The sequence below is a fragment of the Candidatus Symbiobacter mobilis CR genome, assembly GCF_000477435.1.
GTDB classification, from domain to species: domain Bacteria; phylum Pseudomonadota; class Gammaproteobacteria; order Burkholderiales; family Burkholderiaceae_C; genus Rhodoferax; species Rhodoferax mobilis.
In genome coordinates this window covers 2,267,594-2,285,043 of sequence record NC_022576.1, presented here as the reverse complement: position 1 = coordinate 2,285,043, position 17,450 = coordinate 2,267,594, and the positions used below count along the sequence as shown (strand labels likewise).

Here is a 17,450-nt window from a genome sequence, read left to right as displayed (position 1 = left end):
CACAGGTTGCGGATTCCGGATTTGCGGAAGGGGTGGGTTTGCGCGAGGTGCAGAAAATGCGTTGATGGAAGGCACTGATATGGCAGATTTGCCCTGATATCCCGACCGAATGTTCCCCGGATCGGCGGTGACGAGGGAAGAACCCAAGGGAGAACGCTCAAAATTCATGCGTTCAGGCCCGCAAGGACGGGGCTAGTCCAAGGGAACACGGATTCAGGTGGATGAATCGCTTTCGTCGAATTCTGGTTCGTTGGGAAAAACTTACTGAAACGTATATTGCCATGTTGCACCTCACTTGCATCTTGATCACTTTAAGGGCATATTGCCTACTGGAATAGGCTTTTACCGTTTTTGGCCAGAAACTAAATAAGGTTCAATGTACCCCAATAAACGCATCCACCACTGTTCATCTATGTAATCAGACATGACCCGCTTCCATCCAGCCAATGCTATCTTTCGACGCTCATCTTCGTGAGCTAAATAGTATCTCGTTGCATCAATGCACTCGTTCAGGGTATTAAATCCAATCACTTCTTCATCGAGTTTAAATATTTTACCAAGATTATCGCGACAATCGCATATTTGCAATGCACCAAATGCTGGTAATTTCATGAGACGACTATTAACGGGCCCGATGGAATTATGCAAGTTCCAGCCTATTCTTGCATTTCTATATAAATAGTTTAACTGAGGTATGCTTACGTAACCATCAGGCCATCCTTTCCCTCGTAATATAGCATGGGGAAATATTTTATTTAGTTGCTCAAGACGAAGTGCTCTGTCGCTTAAACCATAAATTTGTTCACAGCACATAACAATGTCAAAACAGCGTCCTGTGTTTAATATCGATTCTTTTTTAATTGAACTATCTAGTTCCGAAGTTAATACTGGAAGAGGCAACCATGCTACACGTTTTACTCCCCATTTCAAGTAATCAGGCAGACAAGCAATATTTGCTACGAAAGAAAAATCGAATGAAGCAGCCACCGGTTTGGAAAGATACTCTGAGCTTTCCGGGTCATCTGCACAATAAAATACATTAAATGTTGAAAGTGAACGAATAAAGTCTGGGTGCAACATAGAGCCGCCTGCAGCGATCAGAACGTCTTTATCCTCAAGCTTATCCTCCAATATCCCGTAGCGGCTCATCAAATCAGCACTTTTTGTTTTCCATTTACGGTCTAGCATTGGAAATGGCCACCAAGCCCCGTGGCAGGGGATACCTATCGCTTCTACGTTGTATCCTAGCTGATTTAAATTACTTGCTAATTGACATTCTTCTGCTACTCGATCCAATGAGTAGGCTGGATACACTATTGCATAATTCAACGCCCTCATATCAGCACATTTGACAATACACTGTGCCGCATGATAATTGGTTGTAGAATATGTGCTATTAAGTAAAATTTCTTTATGATCTTTGGCAGCTACTTGTGGCACTTCTGGCTTGCGCAAGACACCACACCAAGAGTGCCTGAGATTCACAATCTCAACTTTTTCTAATTGAAATTCTCGGATAAATCGCTCGGCCCCCTTCATAGAGGCCACAATCCAGTCAAAATGTAGATTCAAAGGCGAGAAATCGTGCCAAACCATAAATCCACCTGGCTTGATTCGATCCCAGACAAGTTTGGAATCCAAATAGACATTTTCCTCATCATGTGCAGCGTCAATGAACACCATTGAGAAATTCTGTAGCCCTGATGGAAGTTGCCATTGAGCTGTATTCCCATAGTACTGCACAATATTTGTAATCCCGCGCTCCCGATAGTATGACCCTATTTCATCTTTCGTGAGAAGGTGTGTGATTAATTTACCAGAGGTGGAATTTTCTTGCTCAGGCAGGATATTGACTGTATGACACTGGTAGCCCTGCTGGAGATTTGTTGCTAGCTTGTAGGTACCTCTACCATGCGAAGTTCCTAGTTCGAGTACATCGCCTTCAGCATTGGCAGCCAAAGTACACAACACTTCAGCATCTCGCCGCGCTCGCCCGTTTGCATCAGTATCGACCTCAACTACATCAAGATCCGTTTCCAATAATACACCATCAAAAGCTAAGCCAAAGTGTGTTTGGAAATCTTTAATAGTTTCGACAATACAAATATTCATAATTTGTCAGTATATTATTTATCAGCGATTGTTATTGTCGTACCGGTGTGCGTAAAAAAGATGTCCATTATTTCACTCAAGCGCTCTCGCTCATCGCATGCATTGACGGGGCCTTTGATACTTTCTTCTTCGAACGCTTGCTCCCAAACCTGCAATTGTTCAGGGCACAAGCAATTTTGCCATCAGTATTCTGGCTTCTCGGCTTTTTTCATTGCCACGGTTTTGAGCGCCGCAGGCACCCTCACTTTCCAGTCCACCCCTTGCAGGTCATCTGGCTGTGCATGTGCTACGTGGCCTTGTGATCGAAATCAATACTGCGCCAAGCGCACAAGTCAGGCGTTGAAATACACACCTATTGGCTGATCGGTGGAATGATTTGAATTTCGGGTGGCATCATTTTTCGTGCTATCTGTTCCTGAAATTACCTGTTAGTACGCGACATCTCGAATGTCTTCCTCCGCCCCCTATCCATAATAAATCTACCAGACATCTACTGTGTCATGGGGGGCAACACATTGAGTCCAAGAAGAGCTGAAGGATGCAACGGGGTAGTATATTCACAAAAATTAGACCAATACACGGTAAGCTGAAATTTTGGATTGTTAAGCTAGTGATTCAATAGCCTTTTTTGCCAGGATGAAGTTAGGGTTCAATTTTAATGCGTGATTTAAATTTACCACTGCTATTTGTTTGTATCCTGAATTTATTTGGCAAACCCCAAGATTAAACAACACAGCGTAGGCAAGCGGTGAACTAATATTATTGTCTAACCATGTCTGATAAAGTCCAATTGCTTCATCAGTGCGCATCTCTTCGATATAACGTTCGGCTGCTGATATCAGTGTAAAAACATCAATCCCACTTACGTTCGATACTGCATGCTTAGATGCTACTGCCGCCTCCACAGCACCGATTGCTGGTTTCCATGTACTTGCTGCTTGAAGTGCATCATGAAAGAAATTTGCATATTTTTGTGCCATCACATTCCAGTCGAAGTTTGCTACAACTGCTGCGCGTGCATGTCGTCCTAACTCCACCCTCAGGTTGGGATCATCCCGAAGTGTACAAACAGCTCTTATAAGTACAGGCAGTTCGCGTTCAACAATTACTGCACTGTAGCCACTGCGTAGGTACTCCGGTACAGTGCCATTATCCGTTGTAATGATCGCACGTTCCATGGCAGCAGCCTCCATAAGCGAGTTGTTATTGCCCTCTTGGTGTGATGTGCAAACATAAACATCAATCGTGTTGTAAAAATTACGCATTTCCACAAGATCAAGATGATTGTCCATGTAACCACAGATAACAAGCTCAACACCTGGAATATGCCCTAGTGGGACAATCAGTTCATCGAAACCCTTAGTCTTGTTGACTCGATTACCAGCCCAGCCAATGCGAATCTTTCCAGCGCCTGAAAAGTCGGCATGGGTTGATGATACAAAAAAAGATGTATCTGTGCCATGCGTAACATAAGCAGTGTTGGGAACAAAAGGACTGAAGATGTTGGTAAGCCGTTTGGAAACTGTGTGGATGCGCTGAAATTGACATGAAAGGTAGTTCACAAACCCCAGAAAATCCTGTCCAGCCCAAGAAGTGTGTGAACGTATGCTGGTAACATACTTGGCTGGCGTTCTTATTTGACTTGACGGAATCAAATTCCATTCGAGAGGATAAAGCAAATCATAATCATCTTCATTATATGACTGCCCATGAAACTTCAGATCGAAGTCGAATTCATTTCCCAGCAACTGGATCAAAACTTGGCAGTGTCGTGCAAATATCCAATTAGGAATATCTGCCATTAACATGATACGAGGTTTTTGACCATTAGCTTTCTTACAGTAGTCACTAGTCGCTTGAGCAGGAATCTTCTCAGGCATAGCAATGACATTAATGCTGCTTCCTACAGGAATTGCTTCCAGAAGTTCACTAGGTGTTGCAGGGCGAAAATCTTGTTCAAAGAAAAAGCAGTATCGGCATGCAACGATCTCTTCCAGCATGGTTGCCGCACTGTCCCCAACACTTTCTAATGTGTAGTTGCATAGTTCCATCACCAGGATTGGTCGCATTTCTCGAAGTGTTCGCGAAGCACCACGTAAAATTTTGTGTTCAAAACCATCAACATCTAGTTTGATCAGATCTACCCTTGTGATGCCCTGTTCATCAAGAAAATCATCCAGACATCTCACCGGAACCGATTCAGGTATTACGTCACGATAGTTTCCATCCAATGGCCAACTATAGTTAAAATTGGCCAGCAAACTACCATTTTCTGAGCCTAACGCTACACGATGAAGTGATAGGTTTGCTAACAATGGATTTAATTCCAGATTGCGGCTAAGTTTGCGAAACGCTTCACTCATAGGCTCGATCGCAAACGCACGTCCAGTCAGTCCAACAAGCTGAGCCATAAATAAAGCATGAGCACCGATATTGGCACCTATGTCTATAACTGTCATACCTGATTTAACCAGCTTTGCTATCGCTGCCGTTGTGGCTGGTTCAAAACATCCTATATCGTATATACTGCGCTCTATTGTTTCGGAAAGATCAAGTTCGAATAATATCCCATTGCGCGTTACCTGGGTAAATTGTATAGTTGACGGAACTTTTGGCGTAACGATCAGCTCATTTTCTGTATTGTCAGTACTAACAGGACAAGAAAACTCGGATGGCATCAAAACAGCCATCTTACTGAGTGCTTTTGATTGGGTTTTAGTAACTGGAATGCCTACCTTCCTTGCTAGCAAATACTGCCAAAGAGAATAATGGAGTCTTGCATATTCTGACCATGTCCAGTCCTCTACAGATTTACGTAGCAGTTCCTTTTTTCGAACTATCCCCTGAAATATCCTCACCAACTCCGGAAGCGTAGTCCAGCCATGAACAATCCCACCTGGAGCATCCAAGTGATAACCCTGCGATGTAACGATTGTCTCAACACCTGCTGTCAATGCATCCATGAATCCCATGGAACCTTCATCGAGACCTGTATATAGGTAATAGTCTAAGGTTGGCATCAACTTTTGATATTCAGTTCGTTCAAAAGCGTTCCAATATCGAACAGAAAAACCTGCCATTTGAAGTTTCTGAACTATATTATCCCAACCAGCACCCATGATTCGAAACTCAAAGTCATTTGGTGAAATATATTGAACAAGATCAAGAAGAATATTTTCACGTTTACATCCACTAGGTTGAACTTTACTGGTAATACCTACAATGTTTTTCCTAGGTAGCACTTGGCCATCGTGACCTGGATTCACAAAACACAACTTCTCCCTGGGTAAACCCTCTGCAGCAAGACGATCTACTGTCTCTGAAGACATGCAGACGGCCATTTCAGCATTTATCAACTGCTGGAGCAAACGTTCACGCTTCCAGTCAGTATCAATATGAGTGACCATGATAGTTTCCGTTGTAGTTTTTCGGCCATCATAATCGTAGTAGATAATGTGGTGATTGATGTCTGACTGCGAATCCGGCTCCTTAGATATTGTCGCTGAAATATCAAATGGCAACAAACACTCCTGCAATCGCAAGGCAAATTTCCCAAGAATCCAACTGTGAACATCTTCATAACAAACAATGTGGACTCTCATGTTTTTCTCCAGGTATTTTTATCTAATTCAAAAGCCACAACGGGCACAGTTTGCCATCCTATACAAGGCGCATATCGTGATACACAAGTAGCATCAAAAAACTTAGGGCCTATTTCGGTAGACTAATTACATATAATGTTTATCATCACAGTCGCAATAACATAGATAAAGAAAATTATGGGTTTGGTATTTTATAATGATAGGTGGAGATTGCATAATGCACTCTGGGGAATAATAAAATTATTCGCTCCCTGAACCCAAAAAACATTCCCTGGGTTGCCCTAATCTGCGTGTATCTGTATCTGATCGCAGCCCAATGAACGCAATTCTTTTCGTATTGCGAACTGGCTGCCAGTGGAACGCCTTAAACATGACGGGAATTTGCTCGTGCAGTTCTGCCTATCGACGCTTTCGCGAATGGACGAAAGCAGGTGTATTTTCAGCCCTTTGATACAACAATTGGTCGAATACGACAAATCCCAAGGCATCGATTAGGCATGGACATCCATGGATGGAGCGTTAACCAAAGCACCTTTAGCAGGTCAGCAAATAACTGGGGCCAACCCAACAGATCGAGGCAAGCAAGGTGTCAAGCGCAGTGTGCTTACTGATGGTGCAGGCATACCGCTTGCCGTCGCCATCGACGGTGCGAATCGGCACGACATGAAGCTGGTCAGGAGTACGCTGGAAGACATCAAAGCAAAATGACCAGACCCGACGGATACAAAATCACAAGGCATCTGCTTGGACAAAGGATACGATGATGATGAAGCCAGAGAGATCGTCAAAGAATTTGGCTTTACGGCTCACATTCGTTCCAGAGGTGAAGAAGCAAAATCTATAAAGCAAGAAGCTGGTTTCAAGGCACGGCGCTGGGTAGTAGAACGTACACATAGCTGGATGAATCGCTTTCGCCGAATTCTGGTTCGTTGGGAAAAACTTCCTGAAACGTATATCACCATGTTGCACATCACTTGTGCCCGAATCACTTTAAGGGCATATTGCCTACTGAAATAGGCTCTTAGAGCCTATTTCAGTAGGCTAATGATATATAATATTAATCATCACAGTCGCAATAACCCAGATGAGGAAAATTATGGGCCTGATATTTCATGATGATGGGTGGAGATTGCATGATGCACTCTGGGGAATAATAAAATTATCGCTCCCTGAACCCAAAAAACATCCCCTTGGTTGCCATAATCCGCGTGTATCTGATCGCAGCGCAATGAACGCAATTCTTTTCGTATTGCGAACTGGCTGCCAGTGGAACGCCTTAAACATGACGGGAATTTGCTCGTGCAGTTCTGCCTATCGACGCTTTCGCGAATGGACGAAAGCAGGTGTATTTTCAGCCCTTTGGATACAACAATTGGTCGAATACGACAAATCCCAAGGCATTGATTGGGCATGGACATCCATGGATGGAGCGTTAACCAAAGCGCCCCTAGCAGGTCAGCAAACAACTGGTGCCAACCCAACAGATCGAGGCAAGCAAGGTGTCAAGCGCAGTGTGCTCACTGATGGTGCAGGCATACCGCTTGCCGTCGCCATCGACGGTGCGAATCGGCACGACATGAAGCTGGTCAGGAGTACGCTGGAAGACATCAAAGCAAAACGACCAGACCCGACGGATACAAAACCACAAGGCATCTGCTTGGACAAAGGATACGATTATGATGAAGTAAGAGAGATCGTCAAAGAATTTGGCTTTACGGCTCACATTCGTTCCAGAGGCGAAGAAGCTAAATCTATAAAGCAAGAAGCTGGTTTCAAGGCACGGCGCTGGGTAGTAGAACGTACACATAGCTGGATGAATCGCTTTCGCCGAATTCTGGTGCGTTGGGAAAAACTTCCTGAAACGTATATCGCCATGTTGCACCTCACTTGCGCCCTAATCACTTTAAGGGCATATTGCCTACTGAAATAGGCTCTTAGTATATATAGCCGACGCAACTCCATTTCTATTAATATGAGCCTATGTGTGATATCCTACGTTCCAACCCTGTTGGGATAATAGCTTGCGGATACCCGCGCCCTGATGCCAATTGTTGATCAAAAAATACAGCCATTTGTACTGGAGGCAACACACACGAATGATTTATAATAGATAGTTATTCGTTATCAACAGCGCTCATTGAGCTAATACATCCCTAACAGTTTTGGCAACTGTATCTATCTGTTCCATCGTCAAAGCCATTCCACTAGGCAAATACAGCCCTTGTTCTCCCATTCGCTCCGCCACAGGATATGCCCCTTTATGAGAAGAGTATTTCTCCTGAAGTAGCGGTTGAAGATGTAAAGGGTAAAAAAAGGGGCGCGTCCCAATCCTTTTTTCTTCCAAACGATGCATAGCCTCATGGGCATCAAAACCTAACGACGCATCCAATACTATTCCATACACCCAGTAAATATTTTGAGCGTAGTCTGTCTGCTGTAAAGGGAGCTGTACCCCCGGCAAGCCATGTAACAATTCATTATATCGCGCCCCCATCGCACGCTTGCGCTGCACAAACTCATCAAGCCGTTCCAATTGCGCTAAACCCAACGCTGCCTGCATGTTCGTCATGCGCAAATTCCATCCAAGCCGATCATGAACGAAACGACGCTGTTGTTGGAAGCAGAGATTGCGCAGGCTGCGGCACGTCGAAGCAAGTTCATCATCGTCCGTGACGACCATTCCCCCTTCCCCTGTCGTGATGTGTTTATTCGGATAAAAGCTAAAAATACTCAGGTCACCAAAACTGCCACAGGGTTTTCCACAATAAGTTTGCCCATGCATTTCAGCAGCATCTTCAATCACCTTCAGCCCATGCTTCTGGGCGATCTCCAAGATTGGACCCACATCAGCAGGTAGGCCGTAGACGTGTACCAGTAGGATCGCTTTCGTACGTGGTGTGATCTTCTTTTCAATTTGACCTACATCCATATTCCATGTTTGCGGGTTACTATCGATAAATATTGGCCATGCACCATTACGGAGAATCTGACCAATACAAGAAATGATCGTGAAAGTAGGAACGATCACTTCGTCCCCCGGACCAATTCCGATTGCTTCCACCGCTGCATCAATAGCCGCAGTGCCATTACAAACAGCAACCCCGTGCTTGCGGCCCACCCGTGCTGCAAATCGTCGTTCAAATTCTTCTACGAAAGGGCCTTCAGAAGAAATCCACCCACTCTCAATGCACTCAATCAGATATTGCTTTTCTTTTCCATCAAGCAAAGGTTTATTAACAGGAATGAAAGAAGACATTTCCATTAAAATTATTTATAATTTCTGTAATACAACAAATACCGCCCATGTTTTTTCACTTGGCGGACATTTTGTGACAATTTCTTCTACATTTATTCTATGAAAACCCGCTCGTTCCGCCCATAAATCTACTTCTGGAATAGAAAAATGACGCATTCTATGCACTTCCGTCCATGTTTTGAATTGCTGCGAATTTCTATTGCATACCTGTATGGTGTAGTGGACATCTACTCGGTTTTCATTAGGATGCAATACTGATTCTGCAATGCGGATGATATCTGCACACTCGTCAGTCATCCTTTTGACACGAACCTCTGGGCGATGTGAATACACAGATGGAGAATACCAGAAGTCGAACAAAAACAACCCGCCTGAATTTAGATGTCTTACTGCACTATCAAAAAATGCCTGTACTGCATCATTCGTTATCTGGTAGCCAAATACATGAAACAAGGACACGACAGCATTAAATTTTTTTCCCAACTCTAGTACAGAAATGTCTCACGTGGCACAGGTGAATCCGCTCCCTTCCTTGGCTTGAAAAATCATTTCCGGACTTCGATCTACGCCATGAACCCTGTAACCCATCTCAGCAAGTAAACGTCCATGTATGCCAGTGCCACAACCGAATTCGAGCACATTGCCATTTTTTACACCACAGTGCGCCAAACTATCGCGAACGTAGGCAGCCTCGGCTTTGTAATTTTTATCTTGGTAGCACAGATTGTAATATTGACTGTAGACATCAAAAACTGGAGTAGGTTCTTGCATGATCATTCAGGAATGTAGATTTGATCAACAGTAGGAATGAAGCGAGTTTTGTCTTGTTCCCCAGCATAAGGCCCTTGCTTCACTTCGATGATCTCACTATCTTCCAGCATTTCAAAACCATGCCCGCCATGAGCCAATAATAATACATCCCCTGTACAGAGAATTCGACTTTGTAAATATTTTTTGTCTTCATTATAGAAATCCACACGAATTTTGCCAGATTTGATAAAAAGAACTTCTTTTGTGTACTGTACTTCCCTTTTTACTGGATTGTGTACATGCGGCGAAATAACGTAGCCAGATGGACGGCTCATGTAAGCCAATTGTTGTGAAAAGTCGTCTGGAGTGAAGAATTGAATACCTTCTGCATGATAATTTGAACGTATAATATATGCAAGTATTTTATTAAGTTCTTCAATAATAATGAACATACAAATCATTACACAATCAAGTTCAACTGAATCATGGGTTTATTTTTTCCACCTCAAACCCCACCACTCCCCTACGCTCCGCACTGAACTCCACCCCAACCAAAACCACATCCACCCCTTCCGCCAAATACGCCCTTGCATATCCTTTTTCTTTGATCTGCGCCAATGCCCGCCCTTCCGGCTCCCATTCCACGACTTTGAATTCAAAAAGAACCACAAGCCCATTGCAGCGAACCGCCATGTCCAATCTGCCTGCGTTGCTGCTCGGTTCTGCCTGTACATCCAGCCCCAGTGCGGCAAAGTAGCTGTAGAACACGCTGGCGTAGTAGCCTTCGTACCTGGCTATGGGGTTGTTGGTAAACCATTCGTAGGGGATGCTGTCAAAAAAGGCTGTGAACAGCTTTTGCATCCCAACAAAATCATTGGCTTGGAGCAAGCGGTACAGCGAAATTCTGCACTGGGCTGTGTTAGCTGCATCGTGGCTCCATGCTTGCAATAGACAGGAATACAGGCTTTGGCGTACTTCCCGGTTCGGGTATCGAAGCTGATAGTACGTGCTGTCTTCCAGGCTGGAAACACTGTCGATGGTGAGGTACCCCGCCTGGAACATCAGCGCTTCGATGAGGATGTTGTCTACGTCGAAGGTGGAAAGCAGTGCTGCATCGCTCACCCGCTGGCCCAATGTGGGCAACCATATCTTGCGCTCGGCGAGCAAGTCGATCAAAAACGTCGGTGTTCCCGTCTCGAACCAATACGCCCGGAATTCCCGCGTCTCGAATAGCAATAGCAGATCGAACGGGTTGTAGACGCTGGTTCCCAGCCAGTTGTAGCCGTTGTACCAGCGGCGAATTTCTTCCCGGTCCAGCCCCCCCAGCTCGGGCGCAAAAACTGAGTCGATGTCGTCGTCGGTGTAACCGCATAGTGCGCTGTACCGCGCATCCAGCGTGATGTCTTGCAGGTTGTTCAACCCGGAAAACAAATTGACCTTGCTGAATTTGCTTACACCCGTCAGCATGGCGAATTGGATGCTGGCATCCTGGCCTTTGATGACGGAGTAGAGGTCCTTCAGCCCTTCGCGCAGGTCGCGGGCAATCGGCGGGTCGGTCAGGTTTTCCAAAATCGGCTTGTCGTATTCGTCGATCAGCACCACTACGCGCTGCCCCACCTTTGCCTGCACCCGGCGTATCAATGCACTGAAGCGGCCTGACAGGGTGGGCTGGTTGGTGCTGACACCGAAGCGTTCTTCCTGGATTTCGATTTGCTCTGCGATCTTGGCGCGAAGCACTTCCAGGCTATGCACCACGCCTTCCGCAAAACTCAGCAGGATGACCGGGTATTGCCGCCCCCAGTCCCACCGCTCTTCCGCCGCCAACCCCACAAACAGTTCGCGGTGGCCTTCGTACAGTTCCTTGATCGTGTCCAGAAACAAGCTTTTGCCGAAGCGCCTGGGACGGCTGAGGAAGAAGTATTTGCCGCGCTCGATCAAATCCAGCGCATAGCCGGTTTTGTCGACGTAGTAGTACCCTTCCTCCCGCATCTGGCGGAAGTTTTGGATACCGATGGGCAACTTGCGGCGGGGGGTCATGTTGGACAGTTAGACGATAAACAGTCTTATCACTGCTGGGGCTATTTCTCTTTGAAATCAGACATGTGCGATTTCAGGGTGAAGCTTGAGACCAAGCGCATGCATGACCTTGAGGATGGTGGCAAAACTTGGGTTGCCTTCGCCAGAGAGTGCTGTGTACAGACTTTCGTGACCAAGACCACTTTCATTGGCAAGTTGCGTCATGCCTTTGGCGCGCGCAATGTTACCAAGTGCCTTGACAATGAAGGCTGCGTCGTCCCCCGCCTCTTCCATGCATGCTTCCAAGTACAACACTATATCTTCCTGAGTCTTGAGGTGTTCTGCACTATCCCATTTGCGCAGTTTGAGCGTTCCCATGTCAGCCTCCTAGTTCCCGCGCAAGTTCCAGCGCAGTTTTGATATCTTTCGACTGGGTAGATTTGCCCCCACCAGCCAGCAATATCACCAGTTCCATTCCGCGCTGCGCGAAATACACACGATAGCCAGGCCCATAGTGAATCCGCATCTCCGATACACCTTCACCAACCGGTCCACAGTCGCCGAAGTTTCCATCTTCCGCACGGTCGATGCGGGCATGGATGCGGCGGGAGTTCATGTTGGGCGAATCACAAATCGCAAAAACCATCTCACCATTGCTGCGGCTGAAACTGCCCGTCATTGCGAATGTCAATACCCTCGCCAGACTGCGCCAGTACATACAACCCCTTGCGGTATGCGTATCGCCCCACTTCATCCGGCAATACCATCCCTGCCACCGCTCCCAATATGCTGAAACCTTTGAATTGCGGAAAATACTCTTTGAAATTTCCAAGCCGTTCCAGATGTTCGTCAACGTCGGCCTGCTTCAAATGCGACTTGCATTCCACTGCAATTGCGACATCTGTGTTGACCACCAACAAATCAATTTCTGCGCGAAATTGCCGGTTATCGTCATACGAGCACATATTGGGAATGACTTGATGCACTGGTAGGTTGCGATCACGAAACAATCTCACCAACGCTGGGCGAACCATTTCCTGCACGAATTCACCCAGCCGATTGCCTTGCAAGCCCAGTTGACGGTTCGTTTCTTTGATTTGCTTGGCATTTTCTTGAACGAGGCGGTCGGTTTCTTGCAGCTTCCGATCGGTTTCCTTGCCCAGCAACGCAATTTCTTGAATCAATCTCCACACATCGTCAAACGTGGGATTTTCTATTCTTTCTATTGTCATGGTTTCCTCGTTGACGTAACTTTTTCCACCTCAAACCCCACAACGCTTCTTCGTTCTGCGCTGAACTCCACCCCAACCAAAACCACATCCACCCCTTCCGCCAAATACGGCTTTGCATATCCTTTTTCTTTGATCTGGGCCAATGCCCGCCCTTCCGGCTCCCATTCCACGACTTTGAATTCAAAAAGAACCACAAGCCCATTGCAGCGAACCGCCATGTCCAATCTGCCTGCGTTGCTGCTTGGTTCTGCCTGTACATCCAGCCCCAGTGCGGCAAAGTAGCTGTAAAAAACGCTGGCGTAATAACCTTCGTATCTGGCTATGGGGTTGTTGGTAAACCATTCGTAGGGGATGCTCTCAAACAGCGCAGTCAGCACGGCTTGCATTCCAACAAAATCATTGGCTTGCAGCAAGCGAACCATGTTTCCTGCTGGCGGGGTGGTGCGCCCGTGCAGCAATGCATGCAATAGCAGTTCGTTGGTTCCCATCCGCACTTCCCTATTCGGGTATTGCAGCGTGCATTCCCAACGGCCTGGGGTCGGTGACGTGGAAGCAATGGTGAGATACCCCGCCTGGAACATCAGCGCTTCAATGGGGATGTTGTCTACGTCAAAGGTGGAAAGCAAGGTCTCCGTAGCGACGAGGTGGCCCAGATTAGGAGTGAATATGTGGCGTTGCAGCAGCAAGTCGATCAAAAACGTCGGTGTTCCCGTCTCGAACCAATACGCCCGGAATTCCCGCGTCTCAAATAACAACAGCAGATCGAACGGGTTGTAGACGCTGGTTCCCAGCCAGTTGTAGCCGTTGTACCAGCGACGGATTTCTTCCCGATCCAAGCCCTCCAGCTCGGGCGCAAAAACTGTGTCGATGTCGTCGTCGGTGTACCCGCATAGTGCGCTGTACCGCGCATCCAGCGTGATGTCTTGCAGGTTGTTCAACCCGGAAAACAAATTGACCTTGCTGAATTTGCTGACTCCGGTCAGCATGGCGAATTGGAGGTGTTCGTCGCAGTCTTTGATGACGGAATAGATGTCGCGCAGCGCATCGCGCAGTTCGCGGGCGGCATCGGTGCGTTGGCTGCTGAGGTTGTCCAGGATCGGCTTGTCGTATTCGTCGATCAGTACCACGACGCGCTGTTGGTGCAGGGCATGGATTTGGACGAGCAAGTCGATAAACCGGCTGCGCGGATGGGTAAAGGTGGATGTCAGCCCAAAACGCCGTTCCAGGTGGGTGAGTTGCAAGTGCAGGTGTTCGGCCAGATCCGCCTGCGAACCCAATACCCCAGCGCCGAAGCTAAGGCGGACCACGGGGTACTGCCGCCCCCAATCCCACCGCTCCTCCGCCTCCAGCCCCACAAACAGCTCTCGATGGCCTTCGTACAGTTCCTTGATCGTGTCCAGAAACAGGCTTTTGCCGAAGCGCCTGGGGCGGCTGAGGAAGAAGTATTTGCCGCGCTCGATCAAATCCAGCGCATAGCCAGTTTTGTCTACGTAGTAGTAGCCTTCCTCCCGCATCTGGCGGAAGTTCTGGATACCGATGGGGAGCTTGCGGCGTGCGGGCACGGGGGCAGTCATGGGCGAATGCGGTGTGTGCAAGGGGCTATTCTGGCACTGTCGGCTGCGTGTACTGGAAAGCGCACTTGAAATTTCCGCGCCACGGCGCCACGTATGACGTTCGTTTTCTCAACATAACCCGAACAGGCATGACCGATTCCACGTTTTCCCATACTCCTGGCGCTGTGTACGCCGCTGCGGCGGAAGACCCTGCCGCCCATGGCGGGCTGGCCGATGCAGCCCCAGCCAGCAGCACTGCTGCTACCGCTACTTCCGCCCCGGTTGGCGCTGTCGGCGCATTCGCTGCCGACGCACTGGCCAAGGCACAGGCCGACCTTGCCGAGCTACGCACCAAAAGCGCCGAACTGGCAGACCAGTTTCTGCGTGCCAAAGCTGAGGCGGACAACGCCCGCCGTCGCGCCGAGGAGGAAATCAGCAAGGTGCGCAAGTTTGCGATTGATAGCTTTGCAGAAAGCCTGCTGCCTGTATTCGACAGCCTGGATGCGGCCTTGGGGGTGAAGGATGGCAGTCTGGAGCAGATTCGCGAAGGGGTGGATGCAACGATGCGCCAGTTGTTGAGCGCGCTGGAGCGCAACAAGGTCGTTGCCATTGATCCGCCCACGCAAGCCAAGTTCGACCCCCACTTGCACCAGGCGATCAGCGTGGTGGCATCTGAGCAAGAGGCCAATACGATCGTGACGGTGTTGCAGAAGGGGTTTTTGATTGCAGACCGGGTGTTGCGGCCTGCCTTGGTGACGGTCAGCGCGGCCAAGTGACTGTTTTGTCTTCCCTCACACCTTTCCCTCACCCTTTTCCCTCACCCCCTGCCCCTCTCCCGGTGGGAGAGGGGTGGTACACCGGCTTGAATTTCGGCATGGCGCCCGCAATTGGGTAGTTATCGACCATTCACTCTTTCGCTGGGCCTGTTGCCCACTCAACCTAGGAAAAAAAACATCATGGCAAAAATCATCGGTATCGACCTCGGCACGACCAATAGCTGCGTGTCTGTCATGGAGGGGAACAACCCCAAAGTCATCGAAAACGCGGAAGGCGCACGGACTACGCCTTCGATCGTTGCGTACCAGGAAGACGGGGAAGTGCTCGTCGGCGCGCCTGCCAAACGCCAGGCTGTGACGAACCCCAGAAACACGCTGTATGCGGTCAAGCGGCTGATCGGGCGCAAGTTTCAAGAAAAGGAAGTGCAGAAGGACATCGATCTGATGCCCTTCAAGATCGCTGCCGCAGACAACGGAGACGCATGGGTGGAAGTGCGCGGTAACCGCATGGCGCCGCAGCAGATCAGCGCAGAAGTGCTGCGCAAGATGAAGAAAACCGCCGAGGATTACCTTGGCGAGACGGTGACGGAAGCCGTCATCACCGTCCCCGCGTACTTCAACGACGCGCAACGCCAGGCGACCAAAGACGCCGGGCGCATCGCCGGGTTGGATGTCAAGCGCATCATCAACGAGCCGACTGCCGCTGCGCTGGCTTTTGGCATGGACAAGAGCGAGAAGGGTGACCGCAAGATCGCCGTCTACGACTTGGGCGGCGGTACGTTTGACATCTCCATCATCGAAATCGCCGATGTCGATGGCGAAAAGCAGTTCGAGGTGCTGTCGACCAACGGGGATACGTTCCTGGGCGGGGAAGACTTTGACCAGCGGATCATCGATTACGTCATTTCCGAGTTCAAGAAAGAGCAAGGCGTAGACCTGAGTAAGGATGTGCTGGCCCTGCAGCGGCTGAAGGAAGCGGCGGAAAAGGCCAAGATCGAGTTGTCCAGCAGCGCGCAGACCGATATCAATCTGCCCTACATCACTGCGGATGCGGCGGGGCCGAAGCATCTCAGCATCAAGCTGTCGCGCTCCAAACTCGAAGCCTTGGTCGAAGACCTGCTCGACCGCACGATGGGCCCGTGCCGTATCGCGATCAAGGACGCTGGCATCAGCGTTGGGGAAATTCACGACGTCATCCTCGTCGGCGGGATGACCCGTATGCCCAAGGTGCAGGAGAAGGTCAAGGAATTCTTTGGCCGCGAACCCCGCCGGGACGTGAACCCCGACGAAGCCGTGGCGGTGGGCGCGGCAATCCAAGGGCAAGTGCTTTCCGGCGACCGTAGCGATGTGTTGTTGCTCGACGTCACCCCCCTGAGCCTGGGGATCGAGACGCTAGGCGGCGTGATGACCAAAATGATCGCCAAGAACACGACGATCCCGACCAAGTTCTCGCAAACGTTTTCGACCGCCGAAGACAACCAGCCCGCCGTCACGATCAAGGTCTACCAAGGCGAGCGGGATATGGCAACGGGGAACAAGCTGCTGGGCGAATTCAATCTGGAAGGGATTCCCCCGTCTGCGCGCGGCGTTCCGCAAATCGAGGTGTCTTTCGACATTGATGCCAACGGCATCTTGCACGTCGGCGCCAAAGACAAGGGCACGGGCAAGGAAAACAAGATCACGATCAAGGCAAATTCGGGCCTGTCGGAAGGCGAGATTCAGCAGATGATCAAGGATGCGGAGATGAACTCTGCCGAAGACAAGCGCAAGCTGGAGCTGATCCAGGCTCGCAACCAAGCCGAAGCCAGCATCCACAGCGTGCGCAAGAGCTTGGCCGAATACGGCGACAAGATCGATGCGTCGGAAAAGGAAAAGATCGAGCAGGCCATGAAGGCGCTGGAAGCAGCGGTCAAGACCGACGACAAAGCAGCCATCGACGACAAAACCGCCGCGCTGATGACGGCCAGCCAAAAGCTGGGGGAAAAGATGTACGCCGACATGCAGGCCAAAAATGCCGCGCAGGATGCCACGGCATCGCAAGACGCTGCGAGCGGCTCTGCGGAAGGCGCGCATGCGGATGACAACGTCGTGGACGCGGAGGTCAAGGAAGTCAAAAAACCTTGATGCGGTGTATCTGCACAGGTGGGGTGGGA

At 48.9% G+C, this 17,450-nt stretch carries 14 protein-coding genes and 2 pseudogenes; 5 read left to right on the top strand and 11 right to left on the bottom strand.

What is annotated here, in order from left to right:
- Positions 1-218 precede the first annotated feature (218 nt).
- A pseudogene (locus CENROD_RS13640) lies at positions 219-338 on the top strand (IS5/IS1182 family transposase); the annotation flags it as partial.
- Between the two features lie 4 nt (positions 339-342).
- Here CENROD_RS13640 and CENROD_RS13185 read toward each other — a convergent pair.
- Complete coding sequence (locus CENROD_RS13185) at positions 343-2,112, bottom strand: glycosyltransferase family protein (RefSeq protein ID WP_022775145.1); 1,770 nt, start codon at positions 2,110-2,112, stop codon at positions 343-345.
- A gap of 602 nt (positions 2,113-2,714) precedes the next feature.
- The gene (locus tag CENROD_RS12615; protein ID WP_051360361.1) at positions 2,715-5,714 is read right to left on the bottom strand and encodes an FkbM family methyltransferase; all 3,000 of its coding nucleotides are present in this window, start codon (positions 5,712-5,714) and stop codon (positions 2,715-2,717) included.
- 177 nt (positions 5,715-5,891) lie between these two features.
- On the opposite strand from CENROD_RS12615, the pseudogene CENROD_RS13180 reads away from it, so the two are divergent.
- Together CENROD_RS13180 and CENROD_RS13175 are read left to right on the top strand one after the other, a co-directional pair.
- Positions 5,892-6,731, top strand: a pseudogene (locus tag CENROD_RS13180) (IS5 family transposase).
- Positions 6,732-6,810: 79 nt separating this feature from the next.
- Entirely contained in the window at positions 6,811-7,644 is an 834-nt protein-coding gene (locus CENROD_RS13175; RefSeq protein ID WP_081699947.1) for an IS5 family transposase, read from the top strand.
- A gap of 204 nt (positions 7,645-7,848) precedes the next feature.
- Here the strand turns inward: CENROD_RS13175 and CENROD_RS09355 are convergent, their stop codons facing one another.
- The 9 genes from CENROD_RS09355 to CENROD_RS09320 are packed head-to-tail and all read right to left on the bottom strand — an operon-like array spanning position 7,849 to position 14,542.
- Positions 7,849-8,970: a DegT/DnrJ/EryC1/StrS family aminotransferase gene (locus CENROD_RS09355; protein ID WP_041194544.1), complete on the bottom strand. Its 1,122-nt coding sequence runs from the start codon at positions 8,968-8,970 to the stop codon at positions 7,849-7,851.
- A gap of 15 nt (positions 8,971-8,985) precedes the next feature.
- Complete coding sequence (locus CENROD_RS13635; RefSeq protein WP_022775131.1) at positions 8,986-9,429, bottom strand: class I SAM-dependent methyltransferase; 444 nt, start codon at positions 9,427-9,429, stop codon at positions 8,986-8,988.
- Positions 9,430-9,471: 42 nt separating this feature from the next.
- On the bottom strand, positions 9,472-9,741 hold the full coding sequence (locus tag CENROD_RS12610; protein WP_022775128.1) for a class I SAM-dependent DNA methyltransferase: 270 nt from the start codon (positions 9,739-9,741) through the stop codon (positions 9,472-9,474).
- A 2-nt stretch (positions 9,742-9,743) separates the two neighbouring features.
- A complete protein-coding gene (locus tag CENROD_RS14380) occupies positions 9,744-10,172 on the bottom strand; it encodes a cupin domain-containing protein (RefSeq protein ID WP_022775125.1) in 429 nt (142 codons plus the stop codon).
- Between the two features lie 31 nt (positions 10,173-10,203).
- Positions 10,204-11,757 carry an ATP-binding protein gene (locus tag CENROD_RS09340; protein ID WP_022775122.1) on the bottom strand — a complete coding sequence of 518 codons (1,554 nt, stop codon included), beginning with the start codon at positions 11,755-11,757 and terminating at the stop codon, positions 10,204-10,206.
- A gap of 57 nt (positions 11,758-11,814) precedes the next feature.
- A complete protein-coding gene (locus CENROD_RS09335) occupies positions 11,815-12,114 on the bottom strand; it encodes an addiction module antidote protein (RefSeq protein WP_022775119.1) in 300 nt (99 codons plus the stop codon).
- Between the two features lies 1 nt (position 12,115).
- The gene (locus CENROD_RS09330; protein WP_238551774.1) at positions 12,116-12,352 is read right to left on the bottom strand and encodes a type II toxin-antitoxin system RelE/ParE family toxin; all 237 of its coding nucleotides are present in this window, start codon (positions 12,350-12,352) and stop codon (positions 12,116-12,118) included.
- Between the two features lie 31 nt (positions 12,353-12,383).
- The gene (locus CENROD_RS09325) at positions 12,384-12,968 is read right to left on the bottom strand and encodes an FAD-binding oxidoreductase (protein ID WP_022775113.1); all 585 of its coding nucleotides are present in this window, start codon (positions 12,966-12,968) and stop codon (positions 12,384-12,386) included.
- Entirely contained in the window at positions 12,965-14,542 is a 1,578-nt protein-coding gene (locus CENROD_RS09320; protein ID WP_022775109.1) for an ATP-binding protein, read from the bottom strand. The genes CENROD_RS09325 and CENROD_RS09320 overlap by 4 nt, the downstream gene beginning before the upstream one ends.
- 128 nt (positions 14,543-14,670) lie before the next feature.
- On the opposite strand from CENROD_RS09320, the gene grpE reads away from it, so the two are divergent.
- Together grpE and dnaK are read left to right on the top strand one after the other, a co-directional pair.
- Complete coding sequence (gene grpE, locus CENROD_RS09315) at positions 14,671-15,297, top strand: nucleotide exchange factor GrpE (RefSeq protein ID WP_022775106.1); 627 nt, start codon at positions 14,671-14,673, stop codon at positions 15,295-15,297.
- Positions 15,298-15,477: 180 nt separating this feature from the next.
- Positions 15,478-17,421: a molecular chaperone DnaK gene (gene dnaK, locus CENROD_RS09310; RefSeq protein WP_022775103.1), complete on the top strand. Its 1,944-nt coding sequence runs from the start codon at positions 15,478-15,480 to the stop codon at positions 17,419-17,421.
- Positions 17,422-17,450 lie beyond the last annotated feature (29 nt).

Coding starts and splice junctions, on each gene's coding strand:
- CENROD_RS13185 (WP_022775145.1), bottom strand. CDS start 2,112: ATGAATATTTGTATTGTCGAAACTATTAAAGATTTCCAAACACACTTT.
- CENROD_RS12615 (WP_051360361.1), bottom strand. CDS start 5,714: ATGAGAGTCCACATTGTTTGTTATGAAGATGTTCACAGTTGGATTCTT.
- CENROD_RS13175 (WP_081699947.1), top strand. CDS start 6,811: ATGGGCCTGATATTTCATGATGATGGGTGGAGATTGCATGATGCACTC.
- CENROD_RS09355 (WP_041194544.1), bottom strand. CDS start 8,970: ATGTCTTCTTTCATTCCTGTTAATAAACCTTTGCTTGATGGAAAAGAA.
- CENROD_RS12610 (WP_022775128.1), bottom strand. CDS start 9,741: ATGCAAGAACCTACTCCAGTTTTTGATGTCTACAGTCAATATTACAAT.
- CENROD_RS14380 (WP_022775125.1), bottom strand. CDS start 10,172: ATGTTCATTATTATTGAAGAACTTAATAAAATACTTGCATATATTATA.
- CENROD_RS09340 (WP_022775122.1), bottom strand. CDS start 11,757: ATGACCCCCCGCCGCAAGTTGCCCATCGGTATCCAAAACTTCCGCCAG.
- CENROD_RS09335 (WP_022775119.1), bottom strand. CDS start 12,114: ATGGGAACGCTCAAACTGCGCAAATGGGATAGTGCAGAACACCTCAAG.
- CENROD_RS09330 (WP_238551774.1), bottom strand. CDS start 12,352: ATGAACTCCCGCCGCATCCATGCCCGCATCGACCGTGCGGAAGATGGA.
- CENROD_RS09325 (WP_022775113.1), bottom strand. CDS start 12,968: ATGACAATAGAAAGAATAGAAAATCCCACGTTTGACGATGTGTGGAGA.
- CENROD_RS09320 (WP_022775109.1), bottom strand. CDS start 14,542: ATGACTGCCCCCGTGCCCGCACGCCGCAAGCTCCCCATCGGTATCCAG.
- grpE (WP_022775106.1), top strand. CDS start 14,671: ATGACCGATTCCACGTTTTCCCATACTCCTGGCGCTGTGTACGCCGCT.
- dnaK (WP_022775103.1), top strand. CDS start 15,478: ATGGCAAAAATCATCGGTATCGACCTCGGCACGACCAATAGCTGCGTG.